This is a genomic window from Arthrobacter sp. TE26545 (genome assembly GCF_056279005.1).
This window is the reverse complement of the sequence record NZ_JBWBQM010000001.1, coordinates 805,851-826,123: the sequence shown is the minus strand read 5'-3', so window position 1 is coordinate 826,123 and position 20,273 is coordinate 805,851. Positions and strand designations below refer to the sequence as shown.

At 67.6% G+C, this 20,273-nt stretch carries 14 protein-coding genes and 1 pseudogene; 3 read left to right on the top strand and 12 right to left on the bottom strand.

Annotated features, from left to right (window positions below):
* Positions 1-103 precede the first annotated feature (103 nt).
* A complete protein-coding gene (locus ACZ9CK_RS03670; RefSeq protein ID WP_426302403.1) occupies positions 104-520 on the top strand; it encodes an Hpt domain-containing protein in 417 nt (138 codons plus the stop codon).
* Here the strand turns inward: ACZ9CK_RS03670 and ACZ9CK_RS03665 are convergent.
* Complete coding sequence (locus tag ACZ9CK_RS03665) at positions 517-1,305, bottom strand: response regulator transcription factor (protein ID WP_426302402.1); 789 nt, start codon at positions 1,303-1,305, stop codon at positions 517-519. The genes ACZ9CK_RS03670 and ACZ9CK_RS03665 overlap by 4 nt on opposite strands.
* A 171-nt stretch (positions 1,306-1,476) precedes the next feature.
* Here ACZ9CK_RS03665 and ACZ9CK_RS03660 point away from each other — a divergent pair, with 171 nt between their 5' ends.
* Positions 1,477-3,063 carry a sensor histidine kinase gene (locus tag ACZ9CK_RS03660; RefSeq protein ID WP_476050849.1) on the top strand — a complete coding sequence of 529 codons (1,587 nt, stop codon included), beginning with the start codon at positions 1,477-1,479 and terminating at the stop codon, positions 3,061-3,063.
* A gap of 12 nt (positions 3,064-3,075) precedes the next feature.
* On the opposite strand, the gene ACZ9CK_RS03655 is transcribed toward ACZ9CK_RS03660, so the two are convergent.
* From ACZ9CK_RS03655 to ACZ9CK_RS03630, 6 genes and pseudogenes are all read right to left on the bottom strand, one after another.
* Positions 3,076-3,315: a PLDc N-terminal domain-containing protein gene (locus ACZ9CK_RS03655; protein ID WP_476049267.1), complete on the bottom strand. Its 240-nt coding sequence runs from the start codon at positions 3,313-3,315 to the stop codon at positions 3,076-3,078.
* 92 nt (positions 3,316-3,407) lie between these two features.
* Positions 3,408-4,643, bottom strand: a complete 1,236-nt coding sequence (locus ACZ9CK_RS03650) for an McrC family protein (RefSeq protein ID WP_476050848.1) — start codon at positions 4,641-4,643, stop codon at positions 3,408-3,410.
* Between the two features lie 46 nt (positions 4,644-4,689).
* A complete protein-coding gene (locus ACZ9CK_RS03645) occupies positions 4,690-6,918 on the bottom strand; it encodes an McrB family protein (protein ID WP_476049266.1) in 2,229 nt (742 codons plus the stop codon).
* 142 nt (positions 6,919-7,060) lie between these two features.
* The gene (locus ACZ9CK_RS03640) at positions 7,061-7,963 is read right to left on the bottom strand and encodes a hypothetical protein (protein WP_476049265.1); all 903 of its coding nucleotides are present in this window, start codon (positions 7,961-7,963) and stop codon (positions 7,061-7,063) included.
* A gap of 205 nt (positions 7,964-8,168) precedes the next feature.
* Positions 8,169-9,029, bottom strand: a pseudogene (locus tag ACZ9CK_RS03635) (DUF5107 domain-containing protein); the annotation flags it as partial.
* On the bottom strand, positions 9,022-12,228 hold the full coding sequence (locus ACZ9CK_RS03630) for a glycoside hydrolase domain-containing protein (protein ID WP_476049264.1): 3,207 nt from the start codon (positions 12,226-12,228) through the stop codon (positions 9,022-9,024). The gene ACZ9CK_RS03630 and the pseudogene ACZ9CK_RS03635, both read right to left, overlap by 8 nt.
* Before the next feature lie 182 nt (positions 12,229-12,410).
* Here ACZ9CK_RS03630 and ACZ9CK_RS03625 point away from each other — a divergent pair, with 182 nt between their 5' ends.
* On the top strand, positions 12,411-12,902 hold the full coding sequence (locus tag ACZ9CK_RS03625) for a GNAT family N-acetyltransferase (protein WP_426302397.1): 492 nt from the start codon (positions 12,411-12,413) through the stop codon (positions 12,900-12,902).
* A gap of 4 nt (positions 12,903-12,906) precedes the next feature.
* Here the strand turns inward: ACZ9CK_RS03625 and ACZ9CK_RS03620 are convergent, their stop codons facing one another.
* The 5 genes from ACZ9CK_RS03620 to ACZ9CK_RS03600 form a co-directional block, all read right to left on the bottom strand.
* Positions 12,907-13,647 carry a copper homeostasis protein CutC gene (locus tag ACZ9CK_RS03620; protein WP_426302396.1) on the bottom strand — a complete coding sequence of 247 codons (741 nt, stop codon included), beginning with the start codon at positions 13,645-13,647 and terminating at the stop codon, positions 12,907-12,909.
* A 57-nt stretch (positions 13,648-13,704) separates the two neighbouring features.
* Complete coding sequence (locus tag ACZ9CK_RS03615; RefSeq protein WP_426303386.1) at positions 13,705-14,121, bottom strand: acyl-CoA thioesterase; 417 nt, start codon at positions 14,119-14,121, stop codon at positions 13,705-13,707.
* 62 nt (positions 14,122-14,183) lie between these two features.
* Positions 14,184-16,268, bottom strand: a complete 2,085-nt coding sequence (locus ACZ9CK_RS03610) for an ABC transporter ATP-binding protein (protein WP_426302395.1) — start codon at positions 16,266-16,268, stop codon at positions 14,184-14,186.
* A complete protein-coding gene (locus ACZ9CK_RS03605; protein ID WP_476049263.1) occupies positions 16,265-17,998 on the bottom strand; it encodes an ABC transporter ATP-binding protein in 1,734 nt (577 codons plus the stop codon). The genes ACZ9CK_RS03610 and ACZ9CK_RS03605 overlap by 4 nt, the downstream gene beginning before the upstream one ends.
* 206 nt (positions 17,999-18,204) lie before the next feature.
* A complete protein-coding gene (locus ACZ9CK_RS03600; RefSeq protein WP_476050847.1) occupies positions 18,205-20,235 on the bottom strand; it encodes an MDR family MFS transporter in 2,031 nt (676 codons plus the stop codon).
* Between the last annotated feature and the right edge of the window lie 38 nt (positions 20,236-20,273).

Genomic DNA, 20,273 nt, shown 5'->3' with positions numbered 1-20,273 from the left:
CCCGCTCAAGATTTACTCAAGCTTTCACGGACCCCCTGCTGCACGGCTTCCGGGCACCTTACTGTTGAGTCCTGGCATCACAGCGTGGAGGCGGGAGGGAACCGTGAATGCTTGTGGAGGGCGCTCCGGCGTCCTGGTGGATCCCGCTGTCCTGAACGAACTCCGGGTGGAGTTGGGCGGGGATCACGGCGCTGTCGGGGAGTTGGTCCGGAACTACGTCAAGTTGCTGCCCGCACGGATTGACCGCCTGCAGCGGGCCGTGGACGCGCTCGACAAGGAGGAGGGCCTGGACGCGGTCCTTAGCCTGAAGACCTCGAGCGCAATGGTGGGTGCACGGTGCCTGAGCCTGTTGGCCGCCGAGCTCGAAGTCCGTATCAGGCTCTTCCCGGTTTGCGACGACGCCGCCGAGCTGAGTGCCAGCCTCGAGGAATTGGGCCGCTGTGCCCGCGGAACGGTCACCGGTCTGGTGGCGGCATGCGGGCTCGCTCCCGGGACAACCGCAGGCCTGGAGGCGAGCTAGCGCGACGGAACAGCAGGCGCCAGCCGGTAGCCGATGCCCCGCACGGTTTCCAGCCATCGGGGGGATTGCTTGCTGTCCCCCAGCTTCTTGCGCAGATTCCCCATGTGGACCTCAACGGCCCGCTCGTCGGCGTCGCTGACGTAACTGCCGGCGTCGTACGGTTCGTTGCGGAGGCGCCGCGCCAGGTCGGTCTTGGACCGCACGATCCGGCCGGTTTCCAGCAGCGCGAGCAGGAGCTCGAATTCGGAGCGGGTCAGCCGCAGCTCAACGCCCTCCAGGACGGCGGAGCGGGCTGCCGCGGAAACCACCAGCCCGTTGTGGCGCAGCTCCGCGCCACCGCGCTGCTCCCCGTGCCCCGCGTTCGACATCCCCGCGTCCGACGTCCCGGCGTTCGACGTCCTGGCGTTCGACGCCGAACGGGGCCGCCGCATCATGGCCTCCACCCGGGCGCGCAGCTCACGCGGCCGGAAGGGCTTGGTCAGGTAGTCGTCGCCGCCGGCTTCCAGGCCCAGGAGGGTGTCGATCTCCTCGGTGCGGGCGGTCAGCATGATGATGTAGGCGTCCGAAGATTTCCGGATCCGGCGGGCCACCTCGAATCCGTCGATATCCGGCAGTCCGAGGTCCAGGGTAATGACATCGGGATCCAGGTCCAGTGCCGCGTCCACCCCTGCAAATCCGGTGGAGGCTACATGGACCTCAAAGCCGGCCTGGGACAACACTGCCCTGATAAGGTCGCGGATGTCGTGGTCGTCTTCGATCACCAGCCCAATACGTGCTTCACCCATCGCAGCCCCCAGCCAACTCGATTTCCCGAGAAGTATAGCCGCCGCTGGATAGGCTTGCCCCATGAGCCGACACCCACGCCGTTCCCTGGGGGCCAGGTGAAACGCCGGAACATTGAAGGCAAGGAGAAGCCGCCGTTCTTCAAGCGTGCCTTCCATGAGCACACCTTGCGGATGCGGGTGGTCCTCACCCAGTTGCCCCTGTCCGTCCCGGTCTGCATCGCGGCCATCCTGGTGGCGCTGTTCTTCCCTGGGACGCTGGGCAACCCGCTGTTCCAGATCTTCCTGCTCAGCCAGGCCCTGCTCCTGGCCGCCTGCTTCGCGGTTCCCTGGCACCGGCTGCCCTTCCCCAGTTTCCTGGTGATACCCCTGCTGGACATGGTTTCCATTGCCTTCGGCCGCGAGGGCGGGCAGGAGGCGCTCACCGGCCTGAGCGTGCTGGTGGTCCTTCCCGTGATCTGGCTTTGTGCTTCCGGCCTCTATCCCCGGATCGCGGTCACGCTCTGCTTCTTCGGTCCCCTCGGCGTGGTCTGGGGGCCATTGTTCATCCGCGGTTCCGTCACGCCGCAGGACCTCAGCCGCCCCTTGCTCTACCCGATCCTGATGCTCGGCATCGGGATCTCCGTCAGCGTAGTCACCATGAGCATGGTCCGCCAGCAAAAGTCCCTCGAGGACAAGGACGAGGCACTCAACGCCGCCTTCGAAGCCAGCAGCCACCATGAACGGCTCTTGAACACCGTCATGGAGGCGCTGCCGTTGGGCGTGGTGGCCGTCGACGGCGGTGGGAACGACATCCTCATGAACCACCGCCAGCGCAGCACCCACCGCCTGGCCACGCCGCAGGGAATCACCAACCCCAACGAGTCCCAGCTCCTGGTGTTCGAGGAAGACCGGACCACCTCAGTACCCCGCGAACGGCGCCCCGTGCGGCGGGCCGTCCTCGGCGAGCAGTTCACCGATCAGCTCATCTGGATCGGCACCGGGCCGGCGCAGCGTGCGTTCACCACCAGCGCCCGGCCGATGCTCGACGACGAACGGAACTTCGTGGGCTCGGTGGTGGTCTTCAGCGACGTCACGGACCTCGTGAACGCCCTGGCCGCCAAAGACGATTTCGTGGCCAGTGTCTCGCATGAGTTCCGGACGCCGCTTACCTCCATCCTTGGTTACCTGGACCTCGTGCTCGACGACACTGCAAAGCTCGACCCCGCGGCACGTGGCCAGCTTAAGGTGGTGCGGCGCAATGCCGAGCGGCTGCTGACCTTGGTGTCGGACCTGTTGGCCGTCCGCTCGGGCCACGTGATCATCCAGCCCCATGCGGTGGACTTCGCCGAACTGGTACGCGGAAGGGTTGGTTCCGCCGCTCCCCGCGCGGCGCAGGCCGGCGTCCGCTTCTCCCTGGACATCCCCGAAACCCTCCAGGCCCACGTTGATTCCTCGCGGATTTCCCAGGTGCTGGACAACCTGATCTCCAATGCCATCAAGTATTCCCCGGACGGCGGGGACGTCGAAGTGGCCGCCTGGCAGGAAGATGGTGAGGTGGTTTGCCGGGTGAGCGACACCGGCATGGGCATGACGGAAGAAGAACAAGACCAGGTCTTCGCAAAGTTCTTCCGGGCAGGCAGCGTACACAACAGCACCATCCCCGGCGCCGGCCTGGGTTTGCCCATCAGCAAAGCCATTGTCGAAGCCCACGGGGGCACCATCACATTGCGAAGCGCGCCCGGCCAAGGCACTGCGTTCACCGTGCGGGTGCCCGCCTAGCGGGGAGGGTGCTCAAGCCGAATGGGCAGGCGTGCTCCGCCGCCGTCCGAACACGAAGTACCCCACCGGGCCAAAGAAGTTGATGAAGCATGCCGCCCGCCACAAGGCCTTGCTTCCGCGGATCTGCGCCGCCGGCGTCTTGGAGATGCTGCGCTGTGCCGCCAGCATCAACCCGAACTCCAGCGCACCCGCCACGATGGTGACGCGGCGCTGCCCGGGCGTCATGTCTTTCCAGGACCTTTTCTTCTTCATGCCGCCCATGGTTGCCTCCGTCTGCCGCGGTGTGTTCTCAGGCTAGCCCTGTTGGCTGCCACGCGGAACAGTCCGTCATCCGCGGCAGTCCGTCATCCGAGGGCCTGGCGGACCACTTCGCCCCAGGACTGCTGGGCCAGGTCCGCCACCGAGGCAAGGATCTCCGCGGGCGGCCTGGACAGGTCCAGCGGGTACTCCACCACGTCGATGTCGGTGTTGAGGATGCGCCGCAGCTTCATCTCCCCCGTCCCTGCGTAGACCAGCCAGGCGGTGGGGACCCGCAGGGCCGTGCAGTAGGCGAGCATCCGGTAGTGGTCGGCGTTCAGGGAGGCACCGGTGTCCGGCCCGGCCGTGTAGTTGGCCCCGTAGACCACCACCGGCCGGCCGCCCAGGAAATGCACGGCATCCGGGCGGACCGTGATCCGGTCGGAGTCCCGGACGGCCTCATTGAGCAGCGTGCCGTACCGCATCCGGGTTTCACCGGGGTGGGCGCGCATGGCTTCGCGGAGCGCGACTCCCACGAACTCCTTGAACACAGCGGACATGTCCACCACGAAGGCGGCGCTGCTCTGCTTGCCGTCGCCCGCTTCTGCCGAGCAGTTCCGCAGGATCACCTCCGCCAAGCGCAGGGCCGCATGGAAGCGCAGGTTCATCCGGCTGGCCTGCCAGTGCGGAAGGGGCGCACCTGGCACCAGGGACGTGGCGCCGTCGAGCTTTCCGCCCAGGCGGCGGAGGCGGCTCAGCACCTCGGGACGGACGCCCGGAACCTGGCCCATCCGGGCCAGCGCGGCCCGCAGGATGCGGTTTTCGGCGATGTCTTCGCTGAACTCGTCATAGGACACCTCCAAGGGCACCATCAGGCCAGGCCGCCGGGAGATCTGTTCGGAGATCCGGATACGTCCCTTGACGGTGCGCAGGGATTCCTCCACGGTCACGTAGCCCTGCAGCGGGCCGCGCGTGAGGGCGCGTTCGGCAAGTTGGGCGAGCGATTCGGCCAGGGCGCTCCAGAGGTCCTGGTGCTCGACGGCGGCCACCGAGTCCTCGCGGAAGCCCTGCTCGCCTGCGTAGCTGAGCAGGAACAAGAGCCTCCGCAGCCCGAGCCGGTCCTTGGGCCGCACCTCGAACTGCGCGGCCGGGGTCCGCACCGAGCCCACCTTGCCGACGGGTTCGATCCGGTACAGGCCCATGCCCATCGGCGCAGCCTTCGCGAGCCCGCTCGAGTTGAGGAAGGCCGCCGTCGCGGGGTCGAGCCGCTCAACCACGCCCCTGGACTGTTCGTCCAGCACGATGTGCCGCACGCCGGGGGCGTGCCGCGGCCGGGGCGGGATCGCCACCGGAAGCTGGGAGCCTTGACCCCTGGAGCCGGCGCCTGCGTCAGCGCGGCGCAAGGCGTCCCAGCAGCTGTTCCAGCCCGAAGCGCTCCTCCACCTGCGCCCGGTTCAGCTGCCCGTGGTAGTGCTCTTCGAGCAGCGGCATGAGCTCGTACTTCCAGATCCGGCGCAGGCCGGCAGGAGTCTGCGCGGCACTCTTCATGAAGTAGGACGGGCCGATCATGAGGTCCCGGTCCCAGTCGTCGATTGCTTCATTGAGTGCATCGAGCAGATCGGCGTTGAGGGTATCCAGGCCGTTGGCCTCAAGGAAGCGTCGCAGGGTGCCCCGGATCGGTTCGACCTTGGGGTGCAGTTCCACGAAGGCGAAGCGGCGGCGGATCGCCGCGTCCATCATGGCGATGGAACGGTCCGCGGTGTTCATGGTGCCGATGATGTACAGGTTGTCCGGCAGGCTGAAGGGTTCGTTGGGGCTGTACTGCAGGGAGATCCGGTCGTCCCGGTACTCGAGCAGGAAGTACAGCTCGCCGAACACCTTGGCCAGGTTGGCCCGGTTCATTTCGTCGATGATCAGGAAGTACGGTTTGCTGGCGTTTTCGGGTTTGGCGGCTTCTTCAGCCAGGCGCCGCAGCGGCCCGGCCACGAGCTTGAAGGACACCTGGCCGTCGTCGGTCTTGTCCGGGCGATAGCCCTCGAAGAAGTCCTCGTAGGCGTAGGAGGGGTGGAACTGCACCAGCTTCACCCGCTCATCGGTGCCGTCCCCGGCGAGTTCGGCGGCCAGGTGCTTGGCCAGGTAGGTCTTGCCGGTGCCGGGCGGGCCGTAGAGCACCAGTTGCCGGTTCTCCTCCAGGAGCCCGGCGATTTCCTGCAGCGGTTCCAGCTCCATGTGCAGGGAAGCGGCGAATTCCTCGCTGAGCGGGCGGAAGCCTTCCGGGACGGGCTCGACGGCGGACTCGGGGGCGGCGGCGAGCTCGCCGTCGGACTCCGCTTCCGCGGGCAGCAGCGCCTGCAGCAGGCTCATCACCCTGGTGACGTCCACGACGATCCCGGGCGTGGAGAGCTGGCGCTGGACGTGCCGGGGCGCCTCGGCGAGGGCATGGCTTTCCGCGAACCAACGCACCTTGCGGCGGAGCTGGCCCTTCCCGCCGTCGTGTTCTGCCTCCCCCAGCACCACGCCGATCCGCACCGACCCCGAGTGCTGGAACAGGGCCAGATCGCCCGGCTTCATCACGGTCAGGAAGGCAAAGACGGCGGTCTTGGTGTCCTCGCGCTCCACATAGCCCAAGTGCTTGCAGTCCTCGTCCACGACGCGCTGCACCAGCCCGGCGCTCACGCCCGGGGGCAGCTCACGCAGATGTTCGACGTCGAGGGTCGCCTTTTCCCCGTCCTGCCAGGAGGCGAGGAGCTCGGCGGAGTCGTGGTGGGTGCGCAGCAGCCAGGCCCGGCGGCCGGGATCGCCCACCTTGCGCCACTGGCCCACGAGCTGGCGGGAATACCAGTCGATGCGCTGCCCGGCCTGTTCGTCCAGGTGCAGGCGAATGCGGTGGATGTCCGCGGTGACGTCCTCTTCGCTGTCCCCTTTGGCTCCGCCCACCAAGGAGGCGAAGGCGTCCCGGATCTCACGGCGCTCCACATCGGCCACGACAGGCTCGAAATAGCCCGGCCATGCCAAATACTCAATGCTGCGGCGGATGGCGGGCTGGTCTTCCGGGGTCCCGGCAGCAAGCTCGTGGAACTTCAAGGGGTCCTTGAGCGCCTTGGCGATCTCCGCCGTCGGCTGCTTGTCCACCTGGACCACGAAGCGGCACAGCCAGCCGAGCTGGTCCCAGATGGTCCAGTTGAACTCAGCGGTGCGGTCCCGGATGACGCCGTGGTCGGTCATGTCCCGGTAGAGCTCGTCCGGCAGCTGCAGCGGCGGTTCCAGCCAGGACGCGGCCTCGGCCACGCGGGCGCGCTTGACCTTCAGGGACTTGACCTCGTGGGCCAGTGGCAGGGACTGCAGGAACAGCAGTTCGACGGCGAGGAGCCTGGCCTCGCGGCTGGCCCCCTCCAGGTTGCGGCGCAGGTTTGTCATCATGGGCGCCTTGCTGTCTTCGACGCCGCGTTCCAGGCGCTCGAGCAGTTCCGTCGCGGCCTCGGTGGTCCACGTGTGGGTGCGCCCGTCGAGGGCGGAACGCTTGCCCTGCAGGGCAGGTCCCAGCACGAACCACGCGGCGTCCTCGATTTCCTTGGAGATTCCGGGCGCACGGGAAACAGTCTTGCTGGCGGGAGTCACCTAGCAAACTTACATGGTTTGGCCGGGCATTTCATGGGCGTCCCAACTCTCCCCCTCCGGACTGCGCGAGCGTACACTTGGGGCCCCGCTGTCGCTGTTTTCGGGGCCCCAAGTGTACGTTCGCGCTGTGTGCACGCCGGTCCTAGTGCATGCTGAAGCGGTATTTCCGGGGAACTTCCTCCCCCGGGCACAGCTGCTGCCAGAGCTCGGAAATCGCGTTGTCTCCTTCGAGCAGGTCCGGGATTTCCACCCCTTCCCTGAGGATCGCGGCGGCTTCTTCCGTCCTGCCGCTGCCGGCCATGGCCCGGGCGGCCAGGAACCGGTTGCGCCCCGCGGCGGTGGCCTCCTTTGGCGCCTGTTCCGCCAGTAGGAGGGCGGCCCGGGGCTCGCCGTGGGTCAGGTGCAGGGTCATGGCTTCGGCCAACAGCTTCCCGCCCGCCGGGTCCGCGGCGCAGGCTGCACGGAGCTCGGCAAGGCCGGCGTCGACGCGGCCCGTGGCCAGCAGCAGCAGGCCCAGGCCGCGGTGGGCCAGCGCGTGCCCGGGATCCAGGACCAGGGCCTGGACATACAGCTTTTCCGCCGGCTCGAGATTCTGCCGGGCGTGCTTCATGGTGGCCCTGTGGAAGTGGGCTTCGGTTCCTGTTGCCCCTTGGAGCATCCGTTCCCATGCCGGACCTGCCACGAAGCTGCCGGAACCGGGAAACGCCCGGGGCGTGTCGGCGTCGGGAAGTCCGTGCCGGAGCAGCTCCAGCCAGGGCAGCTGTTCGGCTGTGATGGTGCCCGCTGCGAACGGCGTGCCGCCACTGTCCAGTGGCGGGGCACCTGCGGCGCGGCGCAGCTCCTCTTCGAGGGCGCCCCAGCCGGTACCAGCCAGCAGCATGCTCTCCGGGGCCGTGTCCGCCAAGGAGCCAGCGAAGGCGAGCGCCGTGTCCAGGGCCTGCTGGTCCGCGAGCCCGGCGAGCCTGGACTGGGCATGCTCCACCGCGGCATCCCAGTCGCCGTGGGCGGCAGCGGTGTCGAGGCCCGCGTTTCCGTAGGCTTCCACCCAGCTCCATTCGGCGCCGCCGGGCATGGGCAAGTGCTCGAACTGGGTCTGCGCCAGCCCGGCCTGGATTTCCGCGTAGCCTGCTCCGGGGTTCCCTGCTCCAGAACCGGGGCTGAGCCATTCCTGCCAGTTGTGCCCGCCCGTCCCCCTGCCCCCAGACGAACAGCTTCTTGCCGCGCAGCCGGGATGTGGACAGCATGGCCAGCCCGTCGCCGTCAGCATCCACTGCGGCGATCCAGTGGCGATGGCCTTCGGGAATGTCGAAGAAGTAGTCCGCGGCGTGGGCGTTCCGGACGGGCCACGTAGCGTCCGCGCCTTCGTGGTCCGTGGGCGTGACGCGCCGGATGTCGGTCTCGTAGTCGCTGCCGAACGCCGTCCGGGCGGGCGCGATCACACGGGTGTCCGGGGTCTCCGGCACGGCGGCGTTGCTCCACCAGTACATGGGCACCTCGTGCGGGTCGGGGTTGCGGAGCCTTACGGCGGAGAACAGCACGCGGGAGTCAGCGGGGAGCCAGAGGTCCACCTGGACCACCACGCCGCGGAGCCTCTCGAACTCCCACATCCGCAGGACCTGCTGGCCGTCCGGTGCCGTCAGCAGGGCGGAGTGCCAAGGAATGCAGGAAGTGGGAGTGTGGCCGCGGGTGCCGATGTTCCATTCCAGCCCGCCCGCGAACCAGGCGTTGCGCAGACCGAAGTTGGCGAACTGGATGGTGCGGGGACTGTGCAGCAGCTGCTTGCCGCTGGCCTTGTCCAGCAGTTCCCAGATCCTGCCGCCCAGGCCAGGCAGGACGGTCGCCTTGAGGTGCTGGTTTTCCAGCACGACGGCGGGCAGCTCGCGTGCCTTCCGCTCCCGCGAGTAGCCGTCCTGGATGGTGTAGGGGTAGATGTTGGGCGGGTAGCCGTAGGCCGCCCTGGCCTTCAGCTCGTCCGGGACTCCGATGCCCACACGGTACGGTGTGTGGATTCCGGCCGCGACCGGGGGCAGCGGACTCTCCTGGCCGAAGTCCGCCACGTCGAGGGTGATGGTGCCGGCAGTGATGGTGCCGGCGGGTGCCGGGTCAGTCATGTGCGTATCCGATCGTGAGCAGGAGCCCGCGCCGGGGGGCGATGCGGATGGTTTGGCCGGTCGCGTACTCGGCGGCCGGCTGGAAGCCCGCGATCGCTGGGGCTTTCAATGGGGCGCAGGTGCCATCGAACTCCAGGGTCACGTCCACAGTCTCCTCGGCCCAGGACGCGAGCGCCACCACCATCCCGGCGTCGCCGGACCAACTGGTGGCCAGGACCGCGGGGTCGCTGGTGCGGACCAGTGCGCCCGGATCCCAGAACCCGGTCATGCGCGCGCGTTCCAGGCCATGGTCCTTCCAGAACTGCCACAGGGGATGGTTGTCGACGTCGGGCGCCCGGCCGGTCATGCCGAATACCATGCCGCGCCAGGGGTTGCCGCCGCCTTCGAGCATTTCGCCCATGAGCCCGAACGGGATGCCGGAGAGCTCCACGAGCCAGTACTCCGGCGACGTGTTGTCGTAGTCGAAGTACTCGCCGAACCAGAGCCGGTCCACATAGGGCAGCTGTTCCAGGTAGAGGTTCGCGGAGGAGGCGAACCCGTCCTTGGCCGTGAACTGGTTGGCGGAGTGCAGGTCGATTTCCGGGCCGTCGCCTGCCGGACCAGTGGCCGGGCCGGCGGCCGGGCGGCTGCGTTCGAGGACCTTGCGCACCCGCAGCATGGTGTGCCGGTCGAAGGCGATGTCGTCCAGGTAGATGCCGTCCACGGCGGTTGCCTTCGCCAGTTCAGCCAGGCTCCGGACGTAGAAGTTCTCCCAGCGGGACTCCCCTGTGGTCACTACGGCGATGTCCTCGACGTCGGGGGCGAACCAGGCTGACACGTAGCCGCTGCCGGCATGCTCCTGGAGCCAGGGGTGGCCCTGTCCCGGGCCGTCGCTGAAGACTTCGTGCCCCAGGGACAGCAGCGGCAGCAGCTCCGGGCTGTGGAAGGTCAGTTCCCGCACCGTGTTGTAGACCTTGGCCCGCAGTCCTTGGGCGTGGGCTTCCCTGACGTAGCCGGCCAGGGTGCCGGCGCTCAGCAGGGGATCGTTGATGTACGGGGCCGGGGCGGTGGCGTGGTGGATGTTGACTACGGTGGCCCCGGATTCCGCGATGTCCCGGGGGTCCGCCGGAGCGTGGAAGTACCTGCGGGAAAAGTGCTTTCCGGGGTCGATCGCCTTGAACGGGGTGAGGAGCACCCGGAAGTCGAAATCAAGGCTCTCCCCCGGCGCCATGGTGCGGGCACCGCTGAACGCGCTCAGTTGCACCGTGCCGGCGTCGGGACCCGGGCCCAGGCTGACGCCGCCGCGGACCTGGCCGTCCGTCCGGTTGGCCCAGGAAACAGGCTCCCGCAGGGGCTTCTCCCGGTAGAAGTTGGTGTTGAGGGGCCGTTCGTACTCGGCGTCGCGCAAGGACAACTGGACGCCGGCGTTCACCCCACCGAGCCACAGCGAATCCTGGTTCTTCTCGGCTACGTCCCAGCTCCAATTGAGAGTGTCCGGGCGCCGGCCGCCGGGCACGCCGAGACCCATGGCGAGCGGCACCGCTGCCTCGACGAACCCGGCCGCCAGCCCGACGTCGTCGAGCTTCAGCGGCACGCCGTCCCCGTTCCGCAGCCGCAGCGCATAGCTGCACGCGCCGTCGGCTTCGAGCTCACCGTGGAGCTCCAGGACCAGTCCGGTTCCGATGCTGACCCAGCGGTTGTTCCAGGACACCTTGCCCGGACCGTGCCCCGGAAATTCGTGCACGGTGAAATCCAGCGGTGTGCAGTCCCATCCGCTGTGCTGCCCGACGGCGACGGCCAGTTCCATGGCCGTGGCGAGCAGTTCGACGGCGGGTCCGTCGGTCCCGGTCATGGCCGGCGTGAACGTGGAGCTCAGTTGCTCCGGCAGCCCGGACGGCGCGAGCCGCAGGGTCCGGCCGAGGATCCCGAGGGTGCGGTTCCCGGCGTCGAGGGTGATCGCGATGAAGGGCGCCACGGGCCCGTGGTCCTGGGCAAGGGTCGAGTCCAGCCAGGCGAGCCGGCGCAGATATCGCGGATCGCCGAAGCCGCCGGCCAGGACGTCCGGATCGGCGGCTTCCAGCGGCAGCACGTCCAGGGTGACGGTGACTAGCTTGGGGTCGGCACCCTCCGCGGCAACCGTGATGGCTGCCGTGATTGTGCTGCCCGCCGCCGCGCGGGGAACGGGCAGCACCACGTAAAGCGCCTGGACGGACCCGGCCGCCACGGACAGTTGCTTCGCCAGGGGCCGGCCCAAGCGGTCGGTGCCTTCGGTGTTCAGGCAGCGGCCGCCGTCGGGCCCTTCCACCCGGACCGTCACGCCGGCCAAGCCCGTCACGGCGTGCAGTCCCAACTGCACCACGTAGTCTTCGCCGGGCTGGGCGGTAGCGCGGACGGAGTCGGCGGGCCCGTTGATGGCCCAATGGGCGGGAAGCCGCTCCCGCATGGACACCGGGTTCAGCCTGTCCTCGGGAAACAGCAGGAACGCCTCGCCGCCGTGCCTGGCGTATAGTGCCTGGAGCTCGTGCTCCGTGGCCGTGAAGTTCATCGGGGCGAAGGAATCGCGTTCGCTCGCCGCCTCGTAGCGCAGGACCGTCGCCTCCGGCAGTACTGCGGCGTCCGGCAGTACTGCGGCGTCCGGCAGTCCTGCGGCGTCCGGCAGTCCCGCGGCGTCCGGCAGTCCCGCGGCGTCGCCGCTCCTGGCCGGCTCCCCGACCGGCTTCCCTGGCTTCCCGACGGCGGCCGCCCACCCGGGTGCCGCCGTCGGCCGCCGCGGTAGGTACCGTGCCTGCGGATAATGGGCCGCGCCGAGCATGGCGTACGGAAGGTAGTAGACGAAGTAATGCCCGGGGCCGTCCACCGCCTCGAAGACGAGCTCGACGGATTCCCGGGTGGAGCTTCGGACCAGCAGATTGCGCACCCGCCGGCCGCTGCTGCGGGAGACCACGATGACGTCCACCCCCGCGGGATCCGGGTCCTGCCGCCGCCAAGGCAGGACCACCCGGACCCCGGGTGCTCCCGGCGGAGCCGCCGGGACGTCCACCACGAAGCGATGGTTGCCGTAGAGCAGCTTGTCCCACGCTCCGACGCCGCAGGGAAGTTCCGGATGGCCGGAGTACTGCCCGGTTGACTGGTGTTCTGCTGATTGGGGTTCTGCTGATTGGTGTTCTGCTGATTGGTGCACTGCTGACTGGCGCTCTGTTGATTGGCGCAAGGGCGTCACTGGGGCTCCTGGGAGGCTGTCCGGGTGGGCGTCACCGTCGTGGTGAATCCTTCAATCATTGACGGCGCGAATGGCCCTGTAAAGGAGCATTGCGAACCGTACTCACTGGGATTTCCCCCGCCCGCGCCTTGACAGCCACCGGCGTAACAAGCCGGACATCAGCGCCGGGTAGATTGTGCGCCATGATCGACATCGACTTCGACGATCCCGCACGCGATGATGTCTCACTGCTGTTGGACGAACACCTCGCGGACATGTACGCCACCTCCCCCGCCGACAGCGTGCATGCCCTGGACCACTCCGCCCTGTCCCAGCCGGACATCACCTTCTGGACCGCGCGCGAGAACGGGGCATTGTTGGCCTGCGGCGCGTTGAAGGAACTTCCCGCTGGGCCGGACGGCGCCAAGGAGGGCGAACTCAAGTCGATGCGCACCGCGGCCGCGGCAAGGGGCCGAGGAGTGGCGGGCCTGCTGCTGGCCGCCATCGTGGGCGAAGCTCGCCGCCGCGGACTGTCGCGGCTGTCCCTCGAAACCGGCGCCGAGGACTACTTCGCCGCCGCGCGCCGGCTCTACGTGCGCCACGGGTTCACCGAGTGCCCGCCGTTCGCCGACTACGTCCCGGACCCCAACAGCGTGTTCATGAGCCTGGAGCTTCCTCCCGTCCGCTTCCCGTAACGGACTACCCGGCGGCGTCGACGGCAGCCTTCGCGGCGGCGACGATCTCCCGGTCGGTGACCATGTACGAGGACGGTCCGCCGCCCGCGCTGCCGGCGCCCGACGCAGACACGATCCTCTTGGCGGAAAGGTGGACGGCGTCAAGGCCGGCCCGCCGCATCGCCGCTATGTCCGCGATGGCCAGACCGCCGCCGGCCATCACCTGCAGCCGCCCTTCCGCGCTTTGCACCATCCGGGACAGCACCGGCAAGCCCTCACCCGCGGTCGCTGCGCCCCCGGAGCTGAGGACGCGGGTGAAGCCGAGTTCCACGAGCTGCCCGACGGCGGCGGCCGGGTCGGGTGTCTCGTCCACTGCGCGGTGGAAGACCAGTTCGGCGTCCGGATTCACGTCCCGGGCCGCGTCGGCGAGGCGGCGGACGGCGTCCACGTCCAGCTGGTTCCTGGAGTCAAGCGCGCCAAGAACCACGCCGTTGGCGCCCTGGTCCAGCAGCGCACGGATCTCCTTGACCATCGTGGCCAGCTCATCCTCGGAATAGCGGAAGTCTCCGGGCCGGCAGCGGATCAACGGGTGGATTTCCAAGCCCCTGTCAGCGGCGCCCGCGGCTTCGAGGCAGGATTCCATAAGGCCATGGCTGGGAGTCAGACCGCCAAGCTCCAAGGCACTGCACAGCTCGATCCGGTCCGCTCCTTCTTCGGCAGCGACAACAGCGCCCTGCAGGCCCACCACGGCAATCTCAAGCTTCATGCTGAAACTCTACGGCCATGCGGGCGCCCAGGGCGCTGCTGGTATCGGACGGGATGGCTACGCCCGGTACGGCTCCAGGCGTTCCTTCTGCTCCGGGGTGAGCCGCCGGACCCGGCCCGTTGCTTCGTCGACGAACGCCAGGTGGGTGCTGGCCTTCACGCACTCCTCCCCCGTCACGGGGTCCTTGACGAGGTAGTGGAGGTCGAAGCTTGCCCCCTTGACGGCCCCCACCCAGATCTCGACTTCCGCCGGGATGTTGCGGTAGTCGAGGGTGCGGACGTAGCGGACCTTGTGTTCCACGACGAGGGTCATGACGCCGTCCTCGACGTCGTTGAAGATCGCCACCGGCGGTTCGGCCCCGGGGAGTCCGGCGCCCCGCGGCGGACCGAAGGCGGCGATGCGGGCCTCTTCGAGCATCCGGACAATCTGGACGTTGTTGATGTGGCCGTAGGCGTCCATGTCGCCCCAGCGCATCGGCACGGTGACCGTGATGCGCCGGGGCTCGGTGGAGCCTGCCGGCGGGGTGCCCGGCGCGCTCAGCTGTGCACCGCCGTCGTGTCATCCACTGGGGTTTCCTCTGCGTCCTCACCGGCGAACTGGGACATGTACAGGCGGTAGTACGCGCCCTGCATGGACAGCAGTTCGCTGTGCCGGCCCTGTTCCACGATGCTGCCGTTCTCCATTACCAGGATGGTGTCCGCATCGCGGATGGTGGAGAGCCGGTGCGCGATCACGAAGCTGGTACGGTCCGTGCGCAGGGCTGCCATGGCCTTCTGCAACAGCAGTTCGGTGCGGGTGTCCACGGAACTGGTGGCCTCGTCCAGGATCAGCAGCGACGGATCGGACACGAACGCCCGGGCGATGGTGATGAGCTGCTTCTCGCCGGCACTGACGTTGGTGCCTTCCTCGTCGATGATGGTCTGGTAGCCGTCGGGCAAGGCCCGCACGAAGCGGTCCACGTACGTGGCCTTGGCCGCCTCCATGATCTGTTCTTCAGTGGCGTCCAGCTTGCCGTACTTGATGTTGTCGTAGATGGTTCCCCCGAACAGCCAGGCGTCCTGCAGCACCATGCCCACCTTGGAGCGCAGCTCGGAGCGGCCGAGTTCCTTGATGTCCACGCCGTCCAGGGTGATCCGGCCGGAGTTGAGCTCGTAGAAGCGCATCACGAGGTTCACCAGGGTGGTCTTGCCGGCACCGGTGGGGCCGACGATAGCCACCGTGTGCCCCGGTTCGGCGCTGAACGACAGGTCTTCGATGAGCGGCTTGTCCGCCACGTAGCTGAAGGACACGTTCTCGAACTCCACATGGCCGTCCGTGCGTGCCGGCAGGTGCTTGGCGGCATCCTCCGGAACCTGCTCGTCCGCGTCCAGGAACTCGAAGACGCGCTCGGCGGAGGCGACGCCGGACTGCAGCATGTTGGCCATGCCTGCGATCTGGCCCAGCGGCTGGGTGAACTCGCGGGAGTACTGGATGAACGCCGTCGCGTCGCCCAGGCTCATGGAACCGGAGGCTACACGCAGGCCGCCGACGACGGCGATGCCCACGTAGGCGAGGTAGGAGATGAAGTTCATGGCCGGGAAGATGATGCCGGACACGAACTGGGCACCGAAGGATGCCTTGTAGAGGGCCTCGTTGCGTTCGTCGAAGCGCTCCAGCATGTCCGCGTCACGGCCGAAGACCTTGACCAGCTCGTGGCCGGAGAAGGATTCCTCGATCTGCCCGTTGAGCGCGCCCGTGTTCTTCCACTGCGCAGCGAACAGCTTCTGGCTGCGGGAGCCGATCACGCCGGCCACGATGCCCGAAAGGGGCAGGGCGATCAGCGCGATGAGCGCCAGTTCCCAGGAGACGATGAACATCATGACCACGATGCCGAACACCGTGAGCACCGAACTGACCAGCTGCGCAAAGGCCTGCTGCAGGCCCTGCTGGACGTTGTCGACGTCGTTGGTCACGCGGGACAGGATGTCGCCACGCTGCCGGGTGTCGAAGTAGTTCAGCGGCAGGCGGTTGAGCTTGGCCTGGACGTCATTGCGGAGGCGGTTGATGACCTTCATGACGATCCGGTTCAGGACGAAGCCCTGGGCCCACAGGAAGATGTTGGCCACGAAATACATCAGGAGCACGATCGAGATCAGGAACGTCAGCTTGGAAAAGTTGATGCCGTTGGTCAGTTCCATCTTGGAGACCATGTCCGCGAAGTTGTTCTGGCCGGCCTGGCGCAGCCCTTCGGCGAAGGCCGCCTGGCTGACGCCGGGCGGCAACTGCTTGCCCATGACGCCCCCGAAGATGACGTCCATGGCGCTGCCGAGCACCTTCGGGGCGATGACGTTGAGCACCACGGAAACCACCACGAGGCCGATCACGAAGAACACGCCGGCGGATTCGGGCTTGAGCAGTCCCATGAGCCGCTTGGCCGACGGGCCGAAGGCCTTGGCCTTCTTTGCCGGCAGGTTGCCGAACATGCCGCCGTCGGCTTCGCCGGGTGTGTACTCCTCTTCTTCGAAGTCGTCATCCGCGACGGCGGCCACCGCAGTTTCGTCCGCGGCCGCGGCGGCGCGGGCTGCCTTGGCGGCCTCGGCCTTCGCGGCCCAACCGCGCTTCTGCTGGTTCTGCCCGCTCATGCCACTTCCTCCGCGCTCAGCTGGGATTCGACGATTTCCTGGTACGTGGGTGAGGTTTCCAGGAGTTCCTCATGGGTGCCGCGGTCCACGATCCGGCCGTTGTCCAGGACCAGGATCTGGTCTGCGTCGGCGATGGTGGAGACGCGCTGGGCGACGATGATCACCGTGGCGTCCCGGGTCTTCTCCTTCAGCGCCCGCCGGAGCCGGGCGTCCGTGGCCACGTCCAAGGCGGAGAAGGAGTCATCGAAGAGGTACACCTTGGGCTGGGTGACCAGGGCGCGGGCGATGCACAGGCGCTGGCGCTGGCCACCGGAGACGTTGGTGCCGCCCTGCGCGATCCGCCGGTTGAGCCCGGAGCTCTTTTCCTGGACGAAATCCTTGGCCTGGGCGGTTTCCAGCGCGTCCCACAGCTCGTCCTCGGTAGCTTCGGTCTTGCCGAAGCGCAGGTTGTGCTCGATGGTGCCGGAGAACAGGTAGGGCTTCTGCGGCACCGTGGCCACGCGGCTGGTGATTTCATCCCGGTCCAGTTCGGTGACGGGGACGCCGTCGAGCAGGACCTCACCGGCGGCGACGTCGTACAGCCGCGGCAGCAGGGACACCAAGGTGGTCTTGCCGGAACCCGTGGAACCGATGATCGCGAGGGTCTGGCCGGGTTCGGCCGAGAAGGAGATGTTGCTCAGCACGGGTTCCTCGGCGCCGGGGTACTTGAAGGTGACGTCGCGGAATTCCACCCGGCCCTTCTTCTCCGCCGGGGTGACCGGGGCGTCCGGGTTGTGGATGGACGGTTCGACGTCGAGCACCTCGCCGATGCGGTCCGCGCACACCGAGGCGCGCGGAATCATCATGGCCATGAAAGTGCCCATCATGACGGCAATCAGGATCTGCAGCAGGTACTGCAGGAAGGCGGTCAGCGCCCCGACCTCCATGTCGCCGGAGTCCACGCGTTCCCCGCCGAACCACAATACGGCCGCCGTGGACAGGTGCAGGATCATGCCGATCGCAGGGAACATCAGGACGAACAGGTTGCCGATCTTCACCGAGACGTCGGTGAGGTCCCTGTTGGCAGCGCCGAAACGCTTCACCTCGTAGGGTTCGCGGACGAAGGCCCGGACCACGCGGATGCCGATGATCTGTTCGCGCAGCACGCCGTTGATGGCGTCGATCTTCTTCTGCATGGAACGGAAGAGCGGCATGAGGCGCACCACGAGGTAGCCGACCACGGCCACCAGGACCGGCACGGAAACCCAGACCAGCCAGGACAGGCTGAGGTCTTCCTGCAGTGCCATGATGATGCCGCCCACGCACATGATGGGGGTGGAGACCATGAAGTTCAGGCCCATCAGCATGAGCATCTGGACCTGCTGGACGTCGTTGGTGCCGCGCGTGATCAGGGTAGGCGCGCCGAAGGTGTTGACGTCCTTGGCGGAGAAGCTGCTGACCTTGCGGAACACGTCGCGGCGCAGGTCGCGGCCCATCGACATGGCCACACGCGAGCCGTAGTACACGCCGGCAACCGCCGTGATCACCTGGCCGAAGGCGACGGCGAGCATCAGGGCCCCGGTCTGCCAGATGTAGTCGGTGTCGCCCTTTGAGACTCCCTGATCAATGATTTTGGCGTTGAGGCTGGGGAGGTACAGGGTCGCAATAGTGGACGCCAACTGGAATATGATGACGGCCAGAATTTGCGGCAAATACGGCTTGGAGTAGCGCCGTATCAGGGTGAGAAGCATGCCCACGGATCCTTAGAATTTGAGGTGCGTGAATGAGTAAGGAGATTAGTAGCAGCAGGCGCTGACAGTATTAGCCTTCCAACTCTACGAAATCCGTTGCCTCGGCGAAACAACTCCGGGCAAAGATCATCCCTGCGGCGTACCGGACGCCGCAGGGATGCTCCATATGGTTCAATTTCGGGGCCGTTGGCCGGAACAGATCGGACTCAGCCGGCGTGCCGCCCGTGGTCCTTGGCAGTCCGTTCCCGGCGGGACGTGCCCGGAACCACTGCGTCGCCGGCCACCAGGAGCAGGGCGGCGCCCTCAAGGCGGCGGCGTTCACGCTTGAGTTCCTTGCGCAGCACCGCGAGTTCGGCGGCCGTCCTGGACTGTTCCTCCGCGGTGGCCCGCTGCTCGGCGAGCCCCTTCTGCAGTTCGCGCTGCGCCTGGCTGAGGCCCGCCAGCTGTTCGGCGAGCAGTCGCTGGGTGTGCGCCAGCTGCTCGTGGACCTCCCGCAGCCCTGGCTCCTGCGCACCCCGCCCCGGCCGTTCGGCCGTGAGGATCCGGGCGAATTCAAGGTCAAGGTCCTCGGCCGGAGCTGCGGTTGGGCGCATCGGACGTCCAGCGTCGAGCCCTTCAGGGCTGCCGCCGTCGAACGCTTCAGGGCTGCCGCCGTCGAACGCTTCAGACGCCTCTGCAGGGGAGGTTTCCAGGGACATTCCCGCTTCGGCACTGGCGTTTGCCAGCAATTCCTTTTCCGGCGCCGCATCAACAGTCCGGCGCAGCGGGACTTCCTTGATAAACAGCACTGCAAGGAATGCAAGCACCGAAATTGCGGCGGCAATCAGGAAAATCAAGGCAGTTGCGTCGCCATAGGCCGCACGCATGATTTCGCGGATGGGCGCCGGCAGGTCGACAAGGTCCATGCTGGCGCCGTCCGAACCGCCGGATACCGGAATGTGCGCGGCCGCGAGGCCTTCGGCGGCAAGGTCCTTGACGTGGTTGCTCATGACGGCGCCGAGCACCGATACGCCGATCGCGCCGCCCACGGAACGGAAGAACGCCACGGAAGCGCTGGCCGAGCCGATGTCCTTGGCCCGGACGGTGTTCTGGACCGCGAGCACCAGGTTCTGCATCAGCAGGCCCAGGCCCAGGCCGAAGACGGCGGTGTAGATGGATGTGATCCAGAGTTCGGTGTTGTGGTCGATGGTACCGGCGAGTGCCAGGCCGCCGATCAGCAGCACGGAACCGCCCAGCAGGAAGCCCTTCCATTTGCCGAAGCGGCTGATCAGCTGCCCGGACACCACCGAGCCCACGAGGTTGCCGGCGATCATTGGCAGCGTGAGCAGGCCCGCCTCGGTGGGCGTGGCGCCGCGGGCCACCTGGAAATACTGGCCCAGGAAGGTGGAGGAGCTGAACATGGCCACGCCCACGGCCACCGAGGCGAGGATGGCCAGCGCGGTGGTGCGTTCGCGGATGATCTTCAGCGGGATGATCGGCTGGGACACCTTGGATTCCACCAACACCAGCAGGGCCAGGAGCAGCACGCCGCCGCCCACCATGGCGGCGGACTGCCAGGAGATCCAGTCGTAGTAATCCGGGTTGCCGGCGAAGGAAACCCAGATCAGCAGCAGGCTGACGCCGGCGGTAAGCAGGATGGAACCGAGCCAGTCGATTCTTGCGGGGCGCTTGATGTGCTGGATCTTCAGGGTCACCTGCAGCAGGATGAGCGCGACGACGGCGAGCGGCACGCAGACGAAGAAGGTCCAGCGCCAGCCCAGCGGGCTGTCCACGATGAAGCCGCCAAGCAGTGGCCCGCCCGCGGTTCCCACGGCCATGACGGCGCCCATGTAGCCGGAGTACTTGCCGCGGTCGCGCGGCGGGATCATGGTGCCGATGATGGCCTGGGCCAATGCGGTGAGGCCGCCGAGGGCCACGCCTTGGACCACGCGGGCAGCCAGCAGCAGCGGAATGGTCTGGGAGAAGCCTGCCAGCACGGAACCGGCCACGAAGATGACGATGCTCAGCTGGACCAGGAGCTTCTTGTCGAAGAGGTCGGCGAGCTTGCCCCAGATGGGCGTGGTGGCCGCGTTGGCCAACAGCGCCGCGGTGATCACCCAGGCGAAGTCGGTCTGGGTTCCGTGCAGCTCGGACATGATGGTCGGCAGGGCGTTCGCCACGATGGTGCTGCTCAGGATGGCCGTGAAGAACGCGGCCAGCAGGCCGGTCAGGGCCTCCATGATCTGGCGGTGGGTCATCGGCGCTGCGGTCAGCGGCGCGGTGTTCGCCCGCACGG

What these genes read in the sequence shown, in the direction of transcription:
- ACZ9CK_RS03665 (WP_426302402.1), bottom strand. Translation starts at nt 1,305, where the DNA reads ATGGGTGAAGCACGTATTGGGCTGGTGATCGAAGACGACCACGACATC.
- ACZ9CK_RS03660 (WP_476050849.1), top strand. Translation starts at nt 1,477, where the DNA reads ATGCGGGTGGTCCTCACCCAGTTGCCCCTGTCCGTCCCGGTCTGCATC.
- ACZ9CK_RS03655 (WP_476049267.1), bottom strand. Translation starts at nt 3,315, where the DNA reads ATGAAGAAGAAAAGGTCCTGGAAAGACATGACGCCCGGGCAGCGCCGC.
- ACZ9CK_RS03625 (WP_426302397.1), top strand. Translation starts at nt 12,411, where the DNA reads ATGATCGACATCGACTTCGACGATCCCGCACGCGATGATGTCTCACTG.
- ACZ9CK_RS03620 (WP_426302396.1), bottom strand. Translation starts at nt 13,647, where the DNA reads ATGAAGCTTGAGATTGCCGTGGTGGGCCTGCAGGGCGCTGTTGTCGCT.
- ACZ9CK_RS03615 (WP_426303386.1), bottom strand. Translation starts at nt 14,121, where the DNA reads ATGCGCTGGGGCGACATGGACGCCTACGGCCACATCAACAACGTCCAG.
- ACZ9CK_RS03610 (WP_426302395.1), bottom strand. Translation starts at nt 16,268, where the DNA reads ATGAGCGGGCAGAACCAGCAGAAGCGCGGTTGGGCCGCGAAGGCCGAG.
- ACZ9CK_RS03605 (WP_476049263.1), bottom strand. Translation starts at nt 17,998, where the DNA reads ATGCTTCTCACCCTGATACGGCGCTACTCCAAGCCGTATTTGCCGCAA.
- ACZ9CK_RS03600 (WP_476050847.1), bottom strand. Translation starts at nt 20,235, where the DNA reads ATGACCCACCGCCAGATCATGGAGGCCCTGACCGGCCTGCTGGCCGCG.